Annotated in this window: 16 protein-coding genes; 5 read left to right on the top strand and 11 right to left on the bottom strand. The window is 74.6% G+C overall.

Going from position 1 to position 20,006, the window contains the following annotated elements; translation table 11 throughout:
- Nucleotides 1-8 precede the first annotated feature (8 nt).
- Nucleotides 9-1,043: a hypothetical protein gene (locus ACIP5K_RS17580; RefSeq protein ID WP_401410406.1), complete on the top strand. Its 1,035-nt coding sequence runs from the start codon at nt 9-11 to the stop codon at nt 1,041-1,043.
- Between the two features lie 690 nt (nt 1,044-1,733).
- Here the strand turns inward: ACIP5K_RS17580 and ACIP5K_RS17575 are convergent.
- From ACIP5K_RS17575 to ACIP5K_RS17555, 5 genes are all read right to left on the bottom strand, one after another.
- Nucleotides 1,734-3,863 (bottom strand): 3-hydroxyacyl-CoA dehydrogenase NAD-binding domain-containing protein, encoded by a 2,130-nt coding sequence (locus ACIP5K_RS17575; RefSeq protein ID WP_401410404.1) that lies wholly within the window; start codon nt 3,861-3,863, stop codon nt 1,734-1,736.
- A complete protein-coding gene (locus ACIP5K_RS17570) occupies nt 3,860-5,077 on the bottom strand; it encodes a thiolase family protein (RefSeq protein WP_401410402.1) in 1,218 nt (405 codons plus the stop codon). Before ACIP5K_RS17570 ends, ACIP5K_RS17575 begins: the two co-directional genes overlap by 4 nt.
- A gap of 222 nt (nt 5,078-5,299) precedes the next feature.
- The gene (locus ACIP5K_RS17565; RefSeq protein WP_401410400.1) at nt 5,300-6,610 is read right to left on the bottom strand and encodes an HRDC domain-containing protein; all 1,311 of its coding nucleotides are present in this window, start codon (nt 6,608-6,610) and stop codon (nt 5,300-5,302) included.
- Nucleotides 6,611-6,718: 108 nt separating this feature from the next.
- Nucleotides 6,719-7,381, bottom strand: coding sequence for a response regulator transcription factor (locus tag ACIP5K_RS17560; protein ID WP_019073943.1), 663 nt, complete (start codon nt 7,379-7,381; stop codon nt 6,719-6,721).
- A 251-nt stretch (nt 7,382-7,632) separates the two neighbouring features.
- The gene (locus ACIP5K_RS17555) at nt 7,633-8,289 is read right to left on the bottom strand and encodes a DUF3000 domain-containing protein (protein ID WP_401410398.1); all 657 of its coding nucleotides are present in this window, start codon (nt 8,287-8,289) and stop codon (nt 7,633-7,635) included.
- A gap of 159 nt (nt 8,290-8,448) precedes the next feature.
- Here ACIP5K_RS17555 and hemE point away from each other — a divergent pair, with 159 nt between their 5' ends.
- Complete coding sequence (hemE, locus tag ACIP5K_RS17550; RefSeq protein ID WP_401410396.1) at nt 8,449-9,528, top strand: uroporphyrinogen decarboxylase; 1,080 nt, start codon at nt 8,449-8,451, stop codon at nt 9,526-9,528.
- A gap of 25 nt (nt 9,529-9,553) precedes the next feature.
- On the top strand, nt 9,554-9,847 hold the full coding sequence (locus tag ACIP5K_RS17545) for a DUF1330 domain-containing protein (protein WP_401410394.1): 294 nt from the start codon (nt 9,554-9,556) through the stop codon (nt 9,845-9,847).
- A 15-nt stretch (nt 9,848-9,862) separates the two neighbouring features.
- On the opposite strand, the gene ACIP5K_RS17540 is transcribed toward ACIP5K_RS17545, so the two are convergent.
- Both ACIP5K_RS17540 and ACIP5K_RS17535 read right to left on the bottom strand, forming a co-directional pair.
- Complete coding sequence (locus ACIP5K_RS17540) at nt 9,863-11,248, bottom strand: FAD-dependent oxidoreductase (protein ID WP_401410392.1); 1,386 nt, start codon at nt 11,246-11,248, stop codon at nt 9,863-9,865.
- A 37-nt stretch (nt 11,249-11,285) separates the two neighbouring features.
- Nucleotides 11,286-12,263, bottom strand: a complete 978-nt coding sequence (locus tag ACIP5K_RS17535) for a DUF4349 domain-containing protein (RefSeq protein WP_401410390.1) — start codon at nt 12,261-12,263, stop codon at nt 11,286-11,288.
- Between the two features lie 142 nt (nt 12,264-12,405).
- Here ACIP5K_RS17535 and hemG point away from each other — a divergent pair, with 142 nt between their 5' ends.
- Nucleotides 12,406-13,932 (top strand): protoporphyrinogen oxidase, encoded by a 1,527-nt coding sequence (hemG, locus tag ACIP5K_RS17530; RefSeq protein ID WP_401410388.1) that lies wholly within the window; start codon nt 12,406-12,408, stop codon nt 13,930-13,932.
- Between the two features lie 5 nt (nt 13,933-13,937).
- Nucleotides 13,938-14,675 (top strand): hydrogen peroxide-dependent heme synthase, encoded by a 738-nt coding sequence (gene hemQ / locus ACIP5K_RS17525; RefSeq protein ID WP_401410386.1) that lies wholly within the window; start codon nt 13,938-13,940, stop codon nt 14,673-14,675.
- A 50-nt stretch (nt 14,676-14,725) separates the two neighbouring features.
- Here hemQ and ACIP5K_RS17520 read toward each other — a convergent pair whose 3' ends face one another.
- The 4 genes from ACIP5K_RS17520 to ACIP5K_RS17505 all read right to left on the bottom strand — a co-directional run bounded on the left by ACIP5K_RS17520 (nt 14,726) and on the right by ACIP5K_RS17505 (nt 19,452).
- A complete protein-coding gene (locus ACIP5K_RS17520; protein ID WP_401410384.1) occupies nt 14,726-16,294 on the bottom strand; it encodes an alpha/beta hydrolase in 1,569 nt (522 codons plus the stop codon).
- A 104-nt stretch (nt 16,295-16,398) separates the two neighbouring features.
- Nucleotides 16,399-17,163, bottom strand: coding sequence for a TIGR04222 domain-containing membrane protein (locus ACIP5K_RS17515; protein WP_401410382.1), 765 nt, complete (start codon nt 17,161-17,163; stop codon nt 16,399-16,401).
- A gap of 68 nt (nt 17,164-17,231) precedes the next feature.
- Nucleotides 17,232-17,996, bottom strand: coding sequence for a DUF4142 domain-containing protein (locus ACIP5K_RS17510; RefSeq protein ID WP_401410380.1), 765 nt, complete (start codon nt 17,994-17,996; stop codon nt 17,232-17,234).
- Between the two features lie 67 nt (nt 17,997-18,063).
- Nucleotides 18,064-19,452: a DUF692 domain-containing protein gene (locus ACIP5K_RS17505; protein ID WP_401410379.1), complete on the bottom strand. Its 1,389-nt coding sequence runs from the start codon at nt 19,450-19,452 to the stop codon at nt 18,064-18,066.
- Nucleotides 19,453-20,006 lie beyond the last annotated feature (554 nt).

The raw sequence follows: 20,006 nt of genomic DNA, 5'->3' as shown, positions 1-20,006 counted from the left end.
TGGACCACGTGAACGGCGACTGGCTGATACGCGGGCGCGAGGGCGGCCTCCGCGCCTACGCACCCGCACCGGAGGGCGACGCGGTGGTCTGCCGCGCGGAGCGCGCGCCCGGCGGCCCCTGGACGGCCCCGCGCACCGTCGGCGGCGACCAGCGCGTCCACCCGGACACCGTCGCGCTCGCCCGCAGCGCCCTCGGATACACCCATCTGGCCGCCTGGCGCCCGACCGTCCCCGGCGAGTCGGGGCTGGTCCACTCCACCCACTACCAGCCGCACCTGTCCGCGCTCGACTGGTCCGCGATCGGCCACCCCAACAAGAAGGGCGACCGCACGGGCCCGCCCGCCGTCGCCGTGGACGCGCAGGGCCGCGCCCACGTCCTCGTCCGCAACAACGGCGGCGGCATGAGCCTGCGCATCCAGGCGGAGAAGGGCGGCTGGGGCGCCTGGCGCGACCTGAAGGGCCGCGGGGTCCGGGGCCGCCCGGCCGCCGTCACCGGCGAATCGGGCCTGATCACGCTCTATGCCGCGACCGGCGACGGCCTGCTGCGCTGGCGGCAGCCCGAGCCGGGCGCCGCACTCGTCCTCGACGACGCGCCGCGGCCCGCCGCCGTCCGCCCCGACAGCCTGTGCGCCCTGGCGACCTCGGCCGGGCACACCACGCTCTTCTACGTCACCGAGGACGGCGGCCTGTACGCCTGGCGCGGCGACGAGGAGCCGGTCCGCCTGGTGGAGGCCGCGGGGGACGGTGCGCCTGTCGCCGTCCGGTGCCGGCTGGACGATGTGGACTGCACGCTGCTGGCCCAGCGGAGCCGGGGTGGGCGGGTCGCGTTCGCCGCGTATCCGACGGAGACGGAGAGTGCCGGGGCCTGGTGGACGGAGTCCGGCGACGTGCTGCCGGCCGATGCCCGGCTGGCCCTGACCGAGGACGCCCGCGGGCGGGTGGTCGCCGCCGTGCTCCTCCCCGGCGCCGAGCCCCGCCTCCTCCTCGCCCACCGCAAGCCCGACCCCGCCCTGGCCCTGACCCCCTGGACCCCCACCTTCTGACCCACCCCGCACCCCTGGGTGGCCTTTCGTCTGCGGCCCGGCGGGGGCTGGTCGCGCAGTTCCCCGCGCCCCTGAGATGCGCACTGCGTGCGCCATCTCATCAGCGAGACACCCCACCGTCCACCGGCCCGAGGAGACGCGCGAAGCGCAGCCCCGAGGAGAGGCTGCGCGCAGCGCATGCCTCAGGGGCGCGGGGAACGGCGCGAGAAGCGGCCACCGGCGCGCGCACGAGGTGCGACCCAGGGGCGCGGGGAACGGCGCGAGAAGCGGCCACCGGCGCGCGGACGAGATGCGACCCAGGGGCGCGGGGAACGGCGCGAGAAGCGGCCACCGGCGCGCGGACGAGGTGCGACCCGGGGGCGCGGGGAACGGCGCGAGAAGCGGCCACCGGCGCGCGCACGAGGTGCGACCCGGGGCGCGGGGAACGGCGCGAGAAGCGGCCACCGGCGCGCGGACGAGGTGCGACCCGGGGCGCGGGGAACGGCGCGAGAAGCGGCCACCGGCGCGCGGGCGAAAGGCCACCCGGGGGCGCGGGGAACGGCGCGAGAAGCGGCCACCGGCGCGCGGGCGAAAGGCCACCTAGGGGCGCGGGGAACGGCGCGACCAGCCACGACGGTGGCGCGGGTGGGAACGGCGATGGCCGCCCCGGCACCGGAAGTGCGGGGGCGGCCATCACCGGGCGGATCGGGACTACGCCGGGACGCTGGCGACCCCGGGCTCCAGGAACGCCTTGCCGTTCACCCGCTGCGAGACACCCTCCCGGTCCAGGTACGGCGTGATGCCACCCAGGTGGAAGGGCCACCCCGCGCCGGTGATCAGGCACAGGTCGATGTCCTGCGCCTCGGCGACGACCCCCTCGTCGAGCATGAGCCCGATCTCCTGGGCGACGGCATCGAGCACCCGGTCGCGGACCTGCTCCTCGGTCAGGACGACATCGCCCTGCTTGAGGAGCGCGGCGACCTCGGGGTCCAGCTCCGGCTTCCCGGAGTCGTAGACGTAGAAGCCGCGCTTGCCCGCCTTGACGACGGCCGCGAGGTTCGGCGACACCGTGAAGCGCTCCGGGAAGGCGCGGTTCAGGGTCTCGGAGACGTGCAGCCCGATCGCGGGGCCGACCAGCTCCAGCAGCACCAGCGGCGACATCGGCAGCCCCAGCGGCTCGACCGCCTTCTCGGCGACCTCGACCGGCGTGCCCTCGTCGATGACGTTCTGGATCTCGCCCATGAAGCGGGTGAGGATGCGGTTCACGACGAACGCCGGGGCGTCCTTGACGAGCACCGCGGTCTTCTTCAGCTTCTTGGCGACGCCGAACGCCGTGGCCAGCGCCGCGTCGTCGGTCCGCTCGCCGCGCACGATCTCCAGGAGCGGGAGGATCGCGACCGGGTTGAAGAAGTGGAAGCCGACGACCCGCTCGGGGTGCTTCAGCTTCGACGCCATCTCGGTGATCGACAGCGACGAGGTGTTCGTGGCGAGGATGGCGTGCGCCGGGACGACGGCCTCGACCTCGGCGAACACCTGCTGCTTGACGCCGATCTCCTCGAAGACGGCCTCGATGACGAAGTCGGCGTCCGAGAAGCCCTCCGCCTTGTCGAGGACACCCGAGACCAGGGCCTTGAGGCGGTTGGCCTTGTCCTGGTTGACGCGGCCCTTGCCGAGCAGCTTGTCGATCTCGGCGTGGACGTAGCCCACACCCTTGTCGACGCGCTCCTGGTCGATGTCGGTGAGGACCACCGGCACCTCCAGACGGCGCAGGAACAGCAGGGCGAGCTGCGAGGCCATCAGACCGGCGCCGACGACGCCGACCTTGGTGACGGGACGCGCGAGCGACTTGTCCGGGGCGCCGGCGGGCCGCTTGGCCCGCTTCTGCACCAGGTTGAACGAGTAGATGCCGGCGCGCAGTTCGCCGCCCATGATGAGGTCGGCGAGCGCCTGGTCCTCGGCGTCGAACCCGGCCTGGAGGTCGCCGCTCTTCGCCGCGGCGATGATGTCCAGCGCGCGGTACGCGGCCGGGGCCGCCCCGTGCACCTTGGAGTCGGCGATGAACCGGCCGCGCGCGACGGCCTGGTCCCAGGCCTCACCGCGGTCGACGTCCGGGCGCTCGACCGTGACGTCCCCCTTGAGGACGTTCGCCGTCCAGATCAGCGACTGCTCCAGGAAGTCGGCACCCTCGAAGATCGCGTCGGCGATCCCCAGCTCGTGCACCTTCTTGCCGTTGAGCTGCTTGTTCTGGTTGAGCGAGTTCTCGATGATGACCGAGACCGCACGGTCGGCGCCGATCAGGTTCGGCAGCAGCGCGCAGCCGCCCCAGCCGGGCACCAGGCCGAGGAAGACCTCGGGCAGCGAGAAGGCCGGGAGGGCCTTCGAGACGGTGCGGTAGGAGCAGTGCAGGCCGACCTCGACGCCACCGCCCATGGCGGCACCGTTGTAGTACGCGAACGTCGGCACGGCCAGCCCCGACAGGCGCTTGAAGACCTCGTGGCCGCCCTTGCCGATGGCGAGCGCGTCGTCGTGGTTCTTCAGCAGCTCGACGCCCTTGAGGTCGGCGCCGACGGCGAAGATGAACGGCTTGCCGGTGATGCCGACACCGACGATGTCGCCGGCCGCCGCCTCCTTCTCCACCTGGTCGATGGCGACGTTCAGGTTCGCCAGCGAGCCGGGGCCGAAGGTGGTCGGCTTGGTGTGGTCGAAGCCGTTGTCCAGCGTGATCAGGGCGAACCGGCCGGCGGCGTACGGCAGTTCCAGGTGACGTACGTGCGCGGAGGTCACGACCTCACCGGGGAACAGCTCGGCCGCACCCTTCAAAAGCTCAGCGGTGGTGCTCACTTGTCCCCCTCGAAGTGCGGGTTCTCCCAGATGACGGTCGCGCCCATGCCGAAGCCGACGCACATGGTGGTGATGCCGTAGCGGACGTCCGGCTGCTCCTCGAACTGCCGGGCCAGCTGGGTCATCAGCCGGACGCCGGACGAGGCCAGCGGGTGGCCGAAGGCGATGGCGCCGCCGTACTGGTTGACGCGCGGGTCGTCGTCCGCGATGCCGTAGTGGTCGAGCAGGGCGAGCACCTGGACGGCGAACGCCTCGTTGATCTCGAACAGGCCGATGTCGTCGATGGTCAGGCCCGCCTTGGCGAGGGCCTTCTCCGTCGCCGGGATCGGGCCGTAGCCCATGACCTCCGGCTCCACGCCGACGAAGGCGTAGCTGACGAGGCGCATCCGGACCGGGAGGTCGTTCTCCCGGGCGAAGTCCTCGCTGGCGAGCAGCGACGCGGTGGCGCCGTCGTTCAGGCCCGCCGCGTTGCCGGCCGTGACGCGGCCGTGCGTGCGGAACGGTGTCTTCAGACCGGCCAGGTTCTCCAGGGTCGTGCCCGGGCGCATCGGCTCGTCGGCGGTGACCAGGCCCCAGCCGGTCTCGCCCACGTCGGCGTTGGTGTTGCGGACCGAGATCGGCACCAGGTCCTGCTGGATCTTGCCGTTCGCGTACGCCTTGGCCGCCTTCTCCTGCGAGCGCACGGCGTACTCGTCGGCGCGCTGCTTGGTGATGTGCGGGTAGCGGTCGTGCAGGTTCTCCGCGGTCATGCCCATGAACAGGGCCGACTCGTCGACGAGCTTCTCGCTGACGAAGCGCGGGTTGGGGTCGACGCCCTCGCCCATGGGGTGGCGGCCCATGTGCTCGACGCCACCGGCGATGACGGCGTCGTAGGCGCCGAACGCGATGGAGCCGGCCGTGGCGGTCACCGCGGTGAGCGCGCCGGCGCACATGCGGTCGATGGAGTAGCCGGGGACCGACTGCGGCAGCCCCGCGAGAATGCCCGCCGTGCGGCCCAGGGTCAGGCCCTGGTCACCGATCTGCGTGGTCGCGGCGATGGCGACCTCGTCGATCTTCGCCGGGTCCAGGTTCGGGTTGCGGCGCAGCAGCTCCCGGATGGACTTCACGACGAGGTCGTCGGCGCGGGTCTCGTGGTAGATGCCCTTCGGGCCCGCCTTGCCGAACGGGGTGCGGACGCCGTCGACGAAGACGACGTCCCTGACGGTACGAGGCACGATGGCTCTCCTCCAAGATGCGGGACGGCACTGCCACGGCGCGCGACTGAGCGCGCGCTCACCCACATGCTACTTGTGGGTAACCATGCTGCCCAGCCCCCTCGGCCGGAGCGGTGAACGTCACACCCCGCCCGGCCCCGCTCCCGCCCCGCGGGCGAACGGCCACCCGGGGCGCGGGGAGCGGCGCGACCGGCCGCGACGCGGGCCGCGGACGGCGCCGGGTCAGGCCTGCGCGGCGGACAGCGCGGCCACCAGCACCGGCGTGACCTGCTCGATCTGCCAGCGCCGCGCCCCGTGCCCGGCCAGCGCCGCCGCGACGGACTCGGCGTCGGCCGCGGCCGGCGGCTCCCAGCAGACCCGCCGCACGGTGTCCGGCGTGATCAGGTTCTCCTGCGGCATGTTCAGCGTCTCGGCGAGCGCCGTCACCCCGGCCCGCGCCGCGGACAGCCGCGCCGCGGCGGCCGGGTCCTTGTCGGCCCAGGCGCGCGGCGGGGGCGGCCCGGCGACCGGCTGCCCGGGCTGCGGCAGCTCGGACTCGGGCAGCTCCCGCGCCCGGTCCACGGCGGCCTGCCACTGCTCCAGCTGCCGCCGCCCCATCCGGTGCCCGTACCCGGGCAGCGCCGAGAGCGCCTGCACGTTCAGCGGCAGCGCCAGCGCGGCCTCCACGATCGCCCCGTCGCCCAGCACCTTGCCCGGGGAGACGTCGCGCCGCTGCGCCACCGCGTCCCGCGCGGTCCACAGCTCCCGGACGACCGCCATCTGCCGGCGGCGCCGCACCTTGTGCATGCCGGAGGTCCGCCGCCACGGGTCCTTGCGCGGCGGCGCGGGCGGCGCCGAGGCGATCGCGTCGAACTCCTCGTGCGCCCATTCGAGCTTGCCCTGCCGGTCCAGCTCCTTCTCCAGGGCGTCCCGCAGGTCGACGAGGAGCTCCACGTCGAGCGCCGCGTAACGCAGCCAGGGCTCGGGCAGCGGCCGGGTCGACCAGTCGACCGCGGAGTGCCCCTTCTCCAAGACGTAACCGAGCACGTTCTCGACCATGGCGCCCAGGCCCACCCGGGGGAACCCGGCGAGCCGCCCGGCCAGCTCGGTGTCGAAGAGCCGCGAGGGCCGCATGCCTATTTCGCGCAGGCACGGCAGGTCCTGGGTGGCGGCGTGCAGATCCCACTCGGCGTCGGCGAGCGCGTCGCCGAGGGAGGAGAGGTCGGGACAGCCCACGGGGTCGATGAGCGCGGTGCCCGCGCCCTCGCGGCGCAGCTGCACCAGGTACGCGCGCTGCCCGTAGCGGTACCCCGACGCGCGCTCGGCGTCGACGGCCACCGGCCCGGTGCCCGCGGCGAAGGCGGCGACGACGTCGGCCAGCGCGGCCGGGTCGGCGATCACCTCGGGGATGCCCTCGCGGGGTTCGAGCAGGGGGACCGGTGCCCCGTCAGCAGTGACGTCGGTGTCCGGAGCCGAGGGCGTGTGCGGCCGCTGCCGCGGGTCTCCGGAGGTGCGCAGGGGGCTGTCTGCTGCGGTTTCTTGGGCGTCGGTCACCTGTCAAGGGTATCTGTGAACGGACGGCGCCCGTCGACGGAACGTTCCGTCGACGGGCGCTCGAGGTGCGTAAACCGGAAAGATCCGGCCAGCGGGTGCGGAGGAGGGTCAGTGGATGATTCCGGTGCGCAGGGCGACCGCCACCATCCCGGCGCGGTCACCCGTGCCGAGCTTGCGGGCGATCCGGGCGAGGTGGCTCTTGACGGTCAGGGCGGACAGGCCCATCGAGACTCCGATGGCCTTGTTCGACTGGCCCTCGGCGACGAGCCGGAGCACCTCGACCTCACGGCCGGAGAGCTCGCGGTAGCCGCCCGGGTGGCTCGGGGCACCCGGGGGGCGGCGGTGCATCCGGGCGGCCGCTGAGCCGATCGGAGCGGCACCGGGACGGGTCGGCAGGCCGACGTTGGTACGGGTGCCGGTGACGACGTAGCCCTTGACGCCGCCCGCCAGGGCGTTGCGTACGGCACCGATGTCGTCGGCGGCGGAGAGGGCGAGACCGTTGGGCCAGCCGGCGGCTCGCGTTTCGGAGAGAAGCGTCAGTCCTGACCCGTCGGGGAGGTGGACGTCGGCGACGCAGATGTCACGGGGGTTGCCGATGCGGGGACGAGCCTCTGCGACGGACGAGGCCTCGATCACATCGCGCACACCGAGCGCCCACAGATGGCGGGTCACGGTGGAACGTACGCGCGGATCGGCCACGACGACCATCGCGGTCGGCTTGTTCGGGCGGTAGGCGACCAGGCTTGCGGGCTGCTCGAGGAGAACGGACACCAGGCCTCCTGGGGTGCGGGACGGAGCCGGCTCGGGGGGTGAAGCCGGGACGAACCGTGCTTTCAAGGTCACTGAGGTCTTCGGCAGCAAACCCGCCCGCCTTTAGAGAAAGATCACGATTTGGTGAGTAACAATTCACCCAATTCGGACAAGTTATCGATCATCCGAAGATCGAACCGAATGGATTCGCCCGGACAGCGGACATGCGAGAGGGGCGGTACGGCCTATGCGGCCGAAAACCGCCCCTCGAATCAGTGGGTCTGCGGGCCCCTGCGCTGCGGCAGCGTCACCACCGCTCCGCCCTCCGTGCCCTGCGGACCGGCCGTGACCGGCGGCAGCCCCGCCAGCTGGCACAACAGCTCGCACCACGCGGCCAGGTGCGCCGCCGTGTCCGGCACCCCGCCCCGGCCCTCGCGCGGCGTCCAGGACGCGCGGATCTCGATCTGCGACGCGGCCGGCCGGTCACCGATCCCGCCGAAGTAGTGCGAACTGGCCCGGGTGACGGTGCCCGACGGCTCCCCGTAGGAGAGCCCCCGCGCCCGCAGCGCACCGGTCAGCCACGACCAGCACACGTCCGGGAGCAGCGGATCCGCCGCCATCTCCGGCTCCAGTTCCGCACGCACCAGCGTCACCAGCCGGAACGTGCCGTGCCACGCCTCGTGCCCCGCCGGATCGTGCAGCAGCACCAGACGACCGTCGGCCAGCGCCTCCGCATCGTCCGAGTCGGGGCCCGGCTCAATGACCGCGGCCTCCAGCGCGTACGCGAAAGGAGCCAGGCGCTGGGGCGGGCGCGTCGGGTCGATCTCGATCTCCGGGCGCAGCCGTGCGACGCGCAGGGCGTCGACCGCCGTGCGAAAGGCAGGAGGGGCAGCGGGCGCCGTGTCGTCCTTCTTCTGTGCAGCGTTCATGTCCCGAGCGTTCTGCCCGTCCCTCACTGATTCACTCATCCTGTTCGGCGTCGTCGGCATCGGGGGAAGGTTAAGGGGAACGGGCGCCGGGCGCGGGTAAGGACACCCGGCGCAGACGCCGTTCCCGGCGGGCGGCGCGAGCGTGCGAAACTCTCCCGTGTGAGTGCCAACACCGAGGCCACGGGCCAGCAGCCGTCAGCGACGACCGACGCAGTCAAGGATTCAGCCTTTCTGAAGGCATGCAGGCGCGAGCCCGTGCCGCACACCCCGGTGTGGTTCATGCGGCAGGCGGGCCGGTCGCTGCCCGAGTACCGCACGGTCCGTGAGGGCATCCCGATGCTGGAGTCGTGCATGCGGCCCGAGCTGGTCGCCGAGATCACCATGCAGCCGGTGCGCCGCCACGGCGTCGACGCGGCCATCTACTTCAGCGACATCGTCGTCCCGCTCAAGGCCATCGGCATCGACCTCGACATCAAGCCCGGTGTCGGCCCGGTCGTGGCGCACCCGATCCGCAGCCGCGCCGACCTGGCCCAGCTGCGCGACCTCACCCCCGACGACGTCTCCTACGTCACCGAGGCCATCGGCCTGCTCACCGCCCAGCTCGGCGGCACCCCGCTCATCGGCTTCGCGGGCGCGCCGTTCACCCTCGCCAGCTATCTCGTGGAGGGCGGCCCGTCCCGCAACCACGAGAACACCAAGGCCCTCATGTACGGCGACCCGCAGCTGTGGGCCGACCTGCTCGACCGGCTCGCCGAGATCACCTCCGCGTTCCTGAAGGTCCAGATCGAGGCCGGCGCGAGCGCCGTGCAGCTCTTCGACTCGTGGGTCGGCGCCCTCTCCCCGGCCGACTACCGCCGCTCGGTCATGCCCGCCTCGGAGAAGGTCTTCCGGTCGGTGGCGCACTACGGCGTGCCGCGCATCCACTTCGGCGTCGGCACCGGCGAACTGCTCGGCCTGATGGGCGAGGCCGGCGCGGACGTCGTCGGCGTCGACTGGCGCGTCCCGCTCGACGAGGCCGCGCGCCGGGTCGGTCCCGGCAAGGCGCTCCAGGGCAACATCGACCCGGCGATCCTCTTCTCCACCCCCGAGGCGGTCGAGGAGAAGGCCCGCGAGGTCCTGGACGCCGCCGCCGGCCTGGAGGGCCACATCTTCAACCTCGGCCACGGCGTCCTGCCGACCACCGACCCCGAGGCGCTGACCCGCCTCGTCGACTACGTCCACACCCGGACCGCCCGCTAGAGGCGCTCCCGACTCCGGAGGTTCCATGCCCAAGGGTTACTGGGTCAGCGCCTACCGCACCATCGCGGACCCCGAGAAGCTGGCCGCGTACAACCGGCTGGCGCCCGCGGCCGTCGAGGCCGGGGGCGGCCGGATCCTCGCCCGCGGCGGCCGGGTCGTGGCGCACGACGCCGGAATCGCCGAGCGCACCGTCCTGATCGAGTTCGACAGCTTCGAGCAGGCCGTCGCGGCGCACGAGAGCGCGGCCTACCAGGAGGCGCTGGCCGCCCTCTCCGACGGGGTCGAGCGCGACTTCCGCATCATCGAGGGCACCGACTGAGCGCGGCGCGGGGCGTCAGCCCCGCGCCCGCACCGCCGCGACCGCCTTGCGGGCCGCCACCAGGACCGGGTCCCACACCGGGGAGAACGGCGGGGCGTACCCCAGGTCGAGCGTCGTCATCTCCTCCACCGTCATGCCGGCCGTCAGCGCGACCGCCGCCACGTCGACCCGCTTGGCGGCGCCCTCCCGGCCCACGATCTGCACCCCGAGCAGCCGCCCGGTGCGCCGCTCGGCCAGCATCTTGACCGTCATCGGCGCGGCCCCCGGGTAGTAGCCCGCCCGGCTCGTCGACTCGATGGTCACCGTCACGTGGTCCAGCCCCGCCCGCCGGGCGTCCTTCTCGCGCAGCCCGGTCCGGGCGATCTCCAGCGCGCACACCTTGCTCACGGCCGTCCCGACGACACCGGGGAACGTGGCGTACCCGCCGCCCACGTTCGCCCCGATGATCTGCCCGTGCTTGTTCGCATGGGTGCCCAGCGCGATGTGCCGCTCGCGCCGCGACACCAGATCGAGCACCTCGACACAGTCGCCGCCCGCCCAGACGACCCCGCCCGCCGCGGGCCCGCGCACCCGCATCGCCATGTCGGTGAGCAGGCCGCCGTGCTCACCGAGCGGCAGCCCGGCGGCCCGCGCCAGCCCCGTCTCGGGCCGCACCCCGAGGCCCAGCACCACGACGTCGGCGGGGAACTCGGCGTCCCGCGTCACCACGGCCCGCGCCCGCCCGTCGTCACCGGTGCGGATCCCGGTCACCTCGGCGTCGTTCACCAGCGTGATGCCCAGGCCCGCCATCGCCTCGTGCACGAGACGGCCCATGTCCGGGTCGAGCGTGGACATCGGCTCGGCGCCCCGGTTGACCACCGTCACCTCGTAACCCCGGTTCAGCAGCGCCTCGGCCATCTCCACGCCGATGTACCCGGCGCCGACGACCACCGCCCGGCGCCCCGGCGTGGCCCGCAGGGTGTCGAGCAGCGCCTGCCCGTCGTCGAGCGTCTGCACCCCGTGCACCCCGGGCGCGTCGATGCCGGGCAGCTCCGGGCGCAGCGGCCGGGCACCCGTCGCGATCACGAGCTTGTCGTACGGGGTCCAGGACTCGGCCCCGCTCGCCAGGTCGCGGGAGCGCACCCGCCGGTCCCGGACGTCCAGCTCCACCACCTCGGTCCGCGTCCGCAGGTCGATGCCCCTGGCCCGGTGCTCCTCGGGCGACCGCGCGATCAACTCGTCGCGCCCGCCGACCTGTCCGCCCACCCAGTACGGGATCCCGCACGCCGAGTACGAGGTGAAGTGCCCCCGCTCGAACGCCACGATCTCCAGCTCGTCCGGGCCCCGCAGACGGCGTGCCTGCGACGCGGCGGACATGCCCGCCGCGTCGCCGCCGATCACCACAAGTCGCTCAGCAGTCATGGGCCCACGCTACGTGGACCGCACCCGCCGGTACCCGTCAGTCCTGCTCGTCCGGCCGCTGCCGGGGGTGTGCGGGCAGCGGGCCGACCGCGGTCCGCCCCGGCTCCGGCGCGGACCGCCGCGGCAGCCGGGGCAGGACCACCCGCACCCACAGCAGGATCAGCAGCGCCACCAGGACCGCGAACGGCAGCACGGCGGCGAGCACGATCGCGACCCACTGCAGGAACGCCACGAACGCGCCCCAGCCGCCCGCCAGGGCGTCCAGGAAGCCGGTCCCGCCGTCGTCCCCGCCGCTCTTCGCGGGCGGCGCCTCGGACAGCTTCAGCGAGATGGTCGCCATCGTCGTGCGGTCCTTCAGCGACGCCTGCTGCGCGAGCAGCGCCTCCAGCTCCGACTCGCGGCTGGACAGCTCGCCCTCAAGAGCGACGACGTCGCTCAACTTCGTGGCCCGGTCCATGAGTTCCCGCACCCGCGCCACGCTGGCCCGCTGCGACCCGACCCGGCTGTCGACGTCGACGACCTGATCGGTGACGTCCTTGGCGTCCTGGACGCGGGAGAGCAGACGGCCGGTGCCCGAGAGCCGCCCGATCACCTCCTCGTACGACTCCTGCGGCACCCGCAGGGTGACCCGGGTGCGTTCGTGCCCGTGGCCGTCGCGGTCGGTGGTCTCGTCGCCGACGTAGCCGCCCGCGTTCTCCGCGGCGGTGCGGGCCGCGGCCAGCGCGTCCGGCACGTCCCGGACGCGGACCGACAGGGAGGCGGTGCGGATGATGTGCGTGGCCGCCGGCTTCGGCGGCTTCGGCGCCGCCGTGCCGCTCCCGCCCGGCCGCTCGGCCGCCGAGCCGGCGGCCCCCGCCCCGGAGTCCGCCGCGCCGGCCCGGCGGACCTTGGCGTCGGCCGTGTCCCCGTCGGCGGACGAGCCCGAGCAGCCGGTGAGCGCCAGCGCCGCGACGAGCAGCAGCGGAGCCAGGACGCGCGGCACCCGCCGCGCCGTGGACGAACCGGAATCCCGCATGAACGTACCCCCAGAGAAAAGCCCGTTGTCCGACACCTCCTTCGACGGGCGAGTGGGCCATTCGGTGATTGCCGCGCGGCCGCGAACCGGTAACGGTCGGGACTCGGCGGAGACGGGCCCCGCGTTCTGAGAGAGTGGAAGAATGCGCGAAGCGGACACACGTACGGAAACAGCGACCGTCAGGGACGTCCTGGTGGTCGGGGGCGGCATCACCGGCCTGGCGGCCGCCCACCGATTGCTCGACCGGGATCCCGGTGTCCGGGTCACGGTCCTGGAGAGCTCCGGCCGGCTCGGCGGCAAACTGCGCGCGGGCGAGATCGCCGGCGCGCGCGTCGACCTCGGCGCCGAGTCGATGCTGGCCCGCCGCCCCGAGGCCGTCGGCCTCGCCGCCGACGTCGGCCTCGGGGAGCGGCTCCGGCCGCCGTCGACCGCGACCGCCTCGATCTGGACCCGCGACGCGCTGCGCCCCATGCCCAAGGGGCACGTCATGGGCGTCCCCGGCTCCGCCGACGCGCTCGCCGGGGTCCTCTCCGACGAGGGCCTCGCCCGCATCGCGCAGGACGCGGAGCTGCCGCCCACCCCGATCGGCGACGACATCGCCGTCGGCGAGTACGTCGCGGCCCGGCTCGGCCGTGAGGTCGTCGACCGCCTCGTCGAACCCCTCCTCGGCGGCGTGTACGCGGGCGACGCCTACCGCATCTCGCTGCGCAGCGCGGTGCCCCAGCTCTTCGAGGAGGCCCGCCGCCACACCTCCCTGACGGCGGCCGTCCGCGCCCTCCAGGCCCGCACCCCCCAGCCCGCGGAGCGCCCCGCCCCGGTCTTCATGGGCATCGAGGGCGGCATCGGCACCCTCCCCGAAGCGGTGGCGGCGTCGGTCCGCGCCCGGGGCGGCGAGATCGTCCTCGGTGAGCGCGCGGTTCAGCTGGGGGCCCGGGGCACCACGGCGGCCGCCGCCGACGACGCGCACCCGACGGACCGGCGCACCCCCCTGTGGCGCGTGGTCACCGAATCGGGCCGCACCTTCCGCGCCCCCCGGGTGATCGTCGCCCTCCCCGCCCCGGCGGCGGCCGGCTTCCTGCGCACCGCCTCCCCGAACGCCGCGCAGGAGCTCCGGTCGATCGAGTACGCGAGCATGGCCCTGATCACGCTGGCCTACCGCACCAGCGAGGCCGGCCTCCCGCCCGGCAGCGGCTTCCTCGTCCCGCCCGTCGACGGCCGCACCATCAAGGCCGCCACCTTCGCCTCCCACAAGTGGGGCTGGATCGCCGACGAGAACCCCGACCTGCGCATCGTGCGGACCTCCGTCGGCCGGTACGGCGACGACAAGGACCTGGCCCGCGACGACGCCGACCTCGTCGGCATCGCCCGCGACGACCTGCGCGAGGCCACCGGGCTGACCGCCGCCCCGCTCGACGCCCACGTCACGCGCTGGCGGGACGGCCTGCCCCAGTACCCCGTCGGCCACGCGGACCGCGTCACCCGCGTCCGCGAGCACATCGGACGGCTGCCCGGAGTCGCCGTGTGCGGCGCCGCGTACGACGGCGTCGGCATCCCGGCCTGCATCGCGAGCGCGTACGCGGCCGTGGACGAGGTCCGCGGGGACACCGGCGCCCGCGAGGAGCTGAAGGCGCACCCGGTGCAGAGCCTGCACGGCGGCGCGGGAGAATGACGGACATGAGCGACGAGAACACCACCCCCGACGCGGCGGCAGCCCGCATCCCGAACAAGGGCAAGTTGGCGAAGGATCTCAACGAGACCATCCGCTACACGCTCTGGTCGGTCTTCAAGCTGAAGGACGTCCTCCCGGAGGACCGCGCCGGGTTCGCCGACGAGGTCCAGGAGCTGTTCGACCAGCTCGCGGCGAAGGACATCACGGTCCGCGGCACCTACGACGTGTCGGGCCTGCGCGCCGACGCCGACGTCATGATCTGGTGGCACGCGGAGACGGCCGACGAGTTGCAGGAGGCCTACAACCTCTTCCGCCGCACGAGGCTGGGCCGCGCCCTCGACCCGGTCTGGTCGAACATGGCGCTGCACCGCCCCGCCGAGTTCAACCGCTCGCACATCCCGGCCTTCCTGGCCGACGAGACGCCGCGCGACTACGTCTCGGTCTACCCGTTCGTGCGCTCCTACGAGTGGTACCTGCTGCCCGACGACGAGCGGCGCACGATGCTCGCCGACCACGGCAAGATGGCGCGCGGCTTCCCGGACGTGCGGGCCAACACCGTCGCCTCGTTCTCGCTCGGCGACTACGAGTGGATCCTCGCCTTCGAGGCCGACGAGCTGTACCGCATCGTCGACCTGATGCGTCACCTGCGCGCCTCCGAGGCCCGCCGCCACGTGCGCGAAGAGGTGCCGTTCTACACGGGTCGCCGCAAGAGCGTCGCCGACCTGGTGGCCGGGCTCGCCTAGGGCCTGCGCGTGCGCCCCTCCCGGCGACCGGGAGGGGCGCACGCGGTGCGCTACCGCAGCGGGGTCGGCTCCGCGTGCGCCGCGCAGGACGCCCCGCGCCCGCCGGGCACCCGGCCCTCCAGCACGTACCGGTCGAAGTGCCCGTTGACGCACGCGTTGGCGCCGCCGCCGATCCCGTGCGTCCCGGCGTCCCGCTCGGTCACGAGCACCGACCCGGCGATCCGCCGGTTCAGCTCCCGCGCGCCCGCGTACGGGGTCGCCGCGTCCCGCTCGGCGGCCAGGATCAGCGTCGGCGGCAGCTCACCGGGGGCCGTCCGCACGTCGACCGGCCGCTGCCGGGGCGTCGACCAGTACGCGCACGGCAGGTTCGTCCACGCGTTGTCCCACGTCTCGAACGGCGCCCTCTTCGCCAGCGCGGTGTTGTCGCGGTCCCAGACGCGGAAGTCCGTGGGCCAGGGCGCGTCGTTGCACTCGACGGCCGTGTAGACGGCCGCGCTGTTCTCGCTCTCCCGCTCGGCGCGCTCGCCCGACGGCGGGGTGGCCTGGCCGATCAGCGGCTTCGGGTCGCCCTTCAGGTACGCGGACAGCGCGGCGGCCCGCGTCGGCCAGTAGTCGTCGTAGTACCCGGTCTGGAGGAACGCCGCCTGCAACTGCCCCGGGCCGACCTTCCCGCCGGCCGGCTCGCGCGCCAGCTCCGCGCGCACCTTCTCGTACGAGCGCAGCACCGCCCCGGGCGTCGCGCCCAGGTGGTACGTCCTGTCGTGCCGGGCGACCCACGTCCGGAAGTCCCGCCAGCGGACCTCGAACGCCGCCGACTGCGCCAGGTTGTTGCGGTACCAGATCCGCTCCGGGGCGGGGTCGACCGCCGAGTCGAACACCATGCGCCGCACGTGCGAGGGGAACAGCCGCGCGTACACGGCGCCGATGTAGGTGCCGTAGGAGGCACCCATGTACGTCAGCCGCCGCTCGCCCAGCGCGGCCCGCAGCACGTCCAGGTCACGGGCGTTGTCCAGCGTCGTGTAGTGCGCGATCCCGGGATGCTTCGCACACCCCGCCGCGTACGACCTGGCCCGCGCCACCCGCTCCTTCTTGTACGAGGCCGAGGGGTGCGCCGGTGCCTGGGTCGGCGCCTTCGCGAAGCGCTTCGGGTCCTGGCAGGAGAGCGGCGCGGAGCGGCCCACCCCGCGCGGCGCGTAGCCGATCAGGTCGTAGGCGGCGCCGATCCGCTTCCACTCCGGCAGCGAGCCGGCCAGCGGGAAGTACATGCCGTTGCCGCCGGGGCCGCCCGGGTTGAACACGAACGCGCCCTGCCGCTCGCCCTTCTTCCCGCGCGCGGCGATCCGGCTGACCGTCAGCTCGATCCGTTCGCCGCCCGGATCGGCGTAGTCCAGGGGGACGGAGACCGTGCCGCAGCGCACCGGGTCGTCCAGGTCCTCCACCGCGGGGCACGCCCCCCAGGTGATGCCCGCGACGGCGGCCCGCGCGGCGGCGACGGCGACACCCGCCCGCTCCGCGGCGGCGACGGGCGCGGGGGAGGGGACGGGAGCGGCGCCCGCACCGGCCGGCGCGGTCAGGACCAGGGATCCCGCGGCGGCGCAGAGGACGGACGTGGCTCGCATCGCGTGTCTCATAGGGGGATGGTTCGTGCGGCCGTCGGCGAAGTAAAGCACCGGGTCGCCGGTGTCGGATCAATGACTCCGATGCGTCGGCCCGCGCTCCCCGCTCACTCGGGGAGCGCGGACCGCAGCCCCGGATCGTCCACCGCGCGCAGCCCGCGCACGGCGACCGCGAACAGCCCGTCGCAGGCCGCCGCCCGCGCGGCGAGCAGCCGCCGCCCGGCCGGGGAGGCCCGGTCCAGCTGCGCGCGTGCCTCGATCCGGGCGATGACCAGGCAGCCCAGGGTGAGCAGCAGCGGCAGCGCGAACCAGAGCGCCACCGGCGTGCGCGGCGGCTGCGCACCGCCGCTCGGCGTGCACGTGGCGAGCGCGCCGAGCACCACCACGGCGACGGCCGCCGCACGCACCTGCCGCACCGCGCCCGTGAAGGGGACGCGGACGGCGTCGGGCACCGCGAGGCCCGCCGCGACGAGCCCGTCGGCCAGCGCGCGGACCGCGTCGCCCGCGGCCGTCGCGGTCCGCAGCGGCGCGGTCCTGGTCTGCCCGGCCGGCCCGATGACGCCGAGCACCGCACGCTCCATGGCGTCCCCGGCCACCGGGTCGATCACCGTCACCCAGCCGGTGTGCGCGAGCAGCAGCCTGCGGGCCCGCGCCATCGACACCAGCGTCACGTCCACGACCCGCCCCGGCCCGCCGGCCAGGAACGCCGTCTCGTACAGGGACAGTTCGCGCTCCGGCAGGACGCGCGCCCCCGCACCGGCCGGGTCCCCCGCGCGCTCACCGGCGGCGGCGCGCACCGCGGTGAGACACAGCCGGGCACAGGAGGCGACGGCGGCCGCGCAGGCCAGGAGGAGGAAGAGCACCCAGAACATGGGGTGTTTCTACGACAGGTGTGCCGCGTTCCGCCACCGCGCATTCACCATACGGACACCGGCGGCGCTCACCGCCCGGCGGCGGGGCTGGACGCGGCGGGCGGCAGCGGGAACGCCGGCGCCGGGGCGACGGGCGCCGCCGGGGCCGGGGACGCGGCCGGACCCGGCGGGGCGGGGGAGCGGGTCCCGGGCGGCGGGGCCGCGGTGGCCGCGCTCCGCGCCAGCGCGTCGAAGTCCACCAGGCCGGTCGCCTCCAGCACCTCCATGTGGTCCAGGACCGTGGTGTTGGCGTCGTCCGCGAGATCCCGTACGAGCGTGTTGCGGGTCGAGGCGTGCACCTGGGCGACGAGCGCGAAGACCTGGCCGTGGGCGGCGCGCAGCAGGTTGGCGAACGCCCGCTCGTAGTCCGGTCCCCGCGCCGCCGTCAGCGTGCGCAGCCAGCCCCGCTGCTGCGGGGTGGGCCGGTCGGGCAGGTCGAGGCGCAGCCGCGCCGCGACCTCCCGCACCCGCGCGTCCAGGAACGTGTGGCCCCGCACCAGGTGCTCGCCCGCCGTCGCGATCGCCCCGGTCGGGGCCCGCTCCTCGGCCTGCCGCCCCGCGGGCAGCTCCCACAGCCCGGCCAGCCGCACCTTGGTGACGAAGAGCCGGTCGGTCGCGGACAGCGGGCCGAACGCGGTCGGCACGCTCTGCGCGTCGAGGGTGTCCGGGCCGGTCGCCGACCGGTCCGCGGAGGACCAGAGGGGGAAGGCGAGCGCGGCCAGGGTGGCCAGCAGCCCGGTGATGATGAGCAGGGTCCCGTTCGGGCGGGAACCGTGGGTCGAGAGCGGTCGCATGGTGCCTCCTGGTGCGGCACCGCACGCTAGTGCGCCCCCGGCACCGGGTACCGGCCATCGGCACCGACTACGTCAACCGGTGGACGGGACGCGGGGGTTGTGCGGTCCGCGCGCCCCGCCCCGGTGCGTACGCGGCCGTCCGCCGGCTCCCGCGCAGCGCGAACCGCGCGGCGCGCAGCGCCCGGGCCACCGGCCGCCCGGCCAGCGGGGCGGGGCCGGAGCGCTCCAGCCACCAGGCGGTCAGCTCGCGGCGCGGGCCGGGCCGCGCGACCCGCTGCTCCAGGAGCAGGTCCTCGGCGAAGTCGAGTGCGTCGCGCCGGTAGCCGCCGGTCATCGGGCGCCGCGCCGCGTACGCGAGGAACGCCGTGCGGTACGCCGACGGGCCCAGGATCCGCGGCAGTTCGGGCGCGACCTTGGCGACGACGTCGGCACGCTTGCCCGCCAGCGCCCGGCTCTGCACGCCCAGCCGGACCCGGTCGAAGCCCTCCGGCGCGGGCGTGCCCGCGACCAGCGCGGAGAGCAGGGAGGCCTGGGCGAGAGCGACCCGGCCCCGCACGGAGTCGCCGGCCTCGGCCACCTCCGCGCGCGCCGCGTCCCCCGCGCCGGCCGGCGCGGGTCCGCCGGCCGCCCGGACCGTGGCCCGGATCGTCTCCACCTCGCGCGCCAGCTCCCCGGTGTCCTCGGGGAAGTTCTCGTCCCGCTCCAGCAGCACCCCCGGAGGCGTCACCCGCGACGCCAGGTCGGCCAGGATGTCGAGCACCGGCCGCGGCACCGGGTGCGCGTGGCTGTCGTGCCACACCCCGTCCCGCTCGAAGCCGCCCGCCACGTGCACGTACGCGATCGCCTCGACGGGCAGCTCGCCCAGCGCCCTGGCCGGATCCTCGCCCCGGTTGACGTGGTTCGTGTGCAGGTTCGCCACATCGATCAGCAGCCGGACACCGGTGCGCTCCACCAGCTCGTACAGGAACTGCCCCTCGGTCATCTCCTCGCCCGGCCAGCCGAACAGCGCCGCGATGTTCTCCACCGCGAGCGGCACGGGCAGCGCGTCCTGCGCGATGCGGACGTTCTCGCACAGCACGTCGAGCGCGTCCCGGGTGCGCGGCACCGGCAGCAGGTGCCCGGCCTCCAGCAGCGGCGACGCGGTGCGCTCGCCGCCCGCCCGGACGAACGCGATGTGCTCGGTGACCAGCGGCGCCCCCAGCGCCTCGGCCCGCGCCGCGAGTTCGGCGAGCCGCCCCTCGTCGGGCCGCTCGGCGCCGCCGAGCCCCAGCGAGACCCCGTGCGGCACGACGGTCACGCCGCGCTCGCGCAGCCGCCGCAGCGAGTCGGGCAGCTGTCCGGGACAGACGTTCTCGGCGACCGCCTCGACCCAGTCGATGCCCGGCATCGCCTCGACCACCCCGGCGATCTCCGGCCGCCATCCGATCCCCGTACCCAGCCGCGGAAGCCGCCCCATGTCCGTCCCCCTCCGCCACGCCGACACTGTCCAGGTGTCATGGCCCCGGCACGACCGGCCGAACCCCCCGGGGGAGACGTTCAGAGGAACATTTGAGGTTCCGCGCCGGGCACCGGCGCCGCGCGTCGAAGGGGCCGCCGCCGGCGGCGAGGCCGGCATCGGCGGCGGCCCATGAGCACGGGAACCTGCGCCTCCCCCAGCGCGGTTCGCGTGCTCACCGTCCCCGCCGCCCGGGGCGGGCGGGAGACCACCCCGGGGCATCGGTGGGGACCAGCGGCGGGGGGCGATCGACGGCGTGAACGCCCCCGGCCGCACGGGTGACGGCGGACGGAGAAACCCGGGGTCTCGGGGGCGGTGCGGGCGGCGCGAGGGGCCGCCCCGTCGGGAGGCCGCGCTGTGGTGCCGCGCGCGTCCGACGCTGCTTCTGCCCGACCGATGCTAGGCCCCCGCGGGCCGCGCCGCCAGGGTCCGATCCGGCCGCTTTCAGGGCTGTGACCGCTGCGTTCCCCGGTTTCTCCGCGGACCCGGGGTGCTCCGCGTGCTCCGGTTTCCCG

The sequence above is a fragment of the Streptomyces sp. NPDC088785 genome (assembly GCF_044750685.1).
Taxonomy (GTDB): domain Bacteria; phylum Actinomycetota; class Actinomycetes; order Streptomycetales; family Streptomycetaceae; genus Streptomyces.
This window is presented reverse-complemented; position numbering and strand designations above follow the sequence as displayed.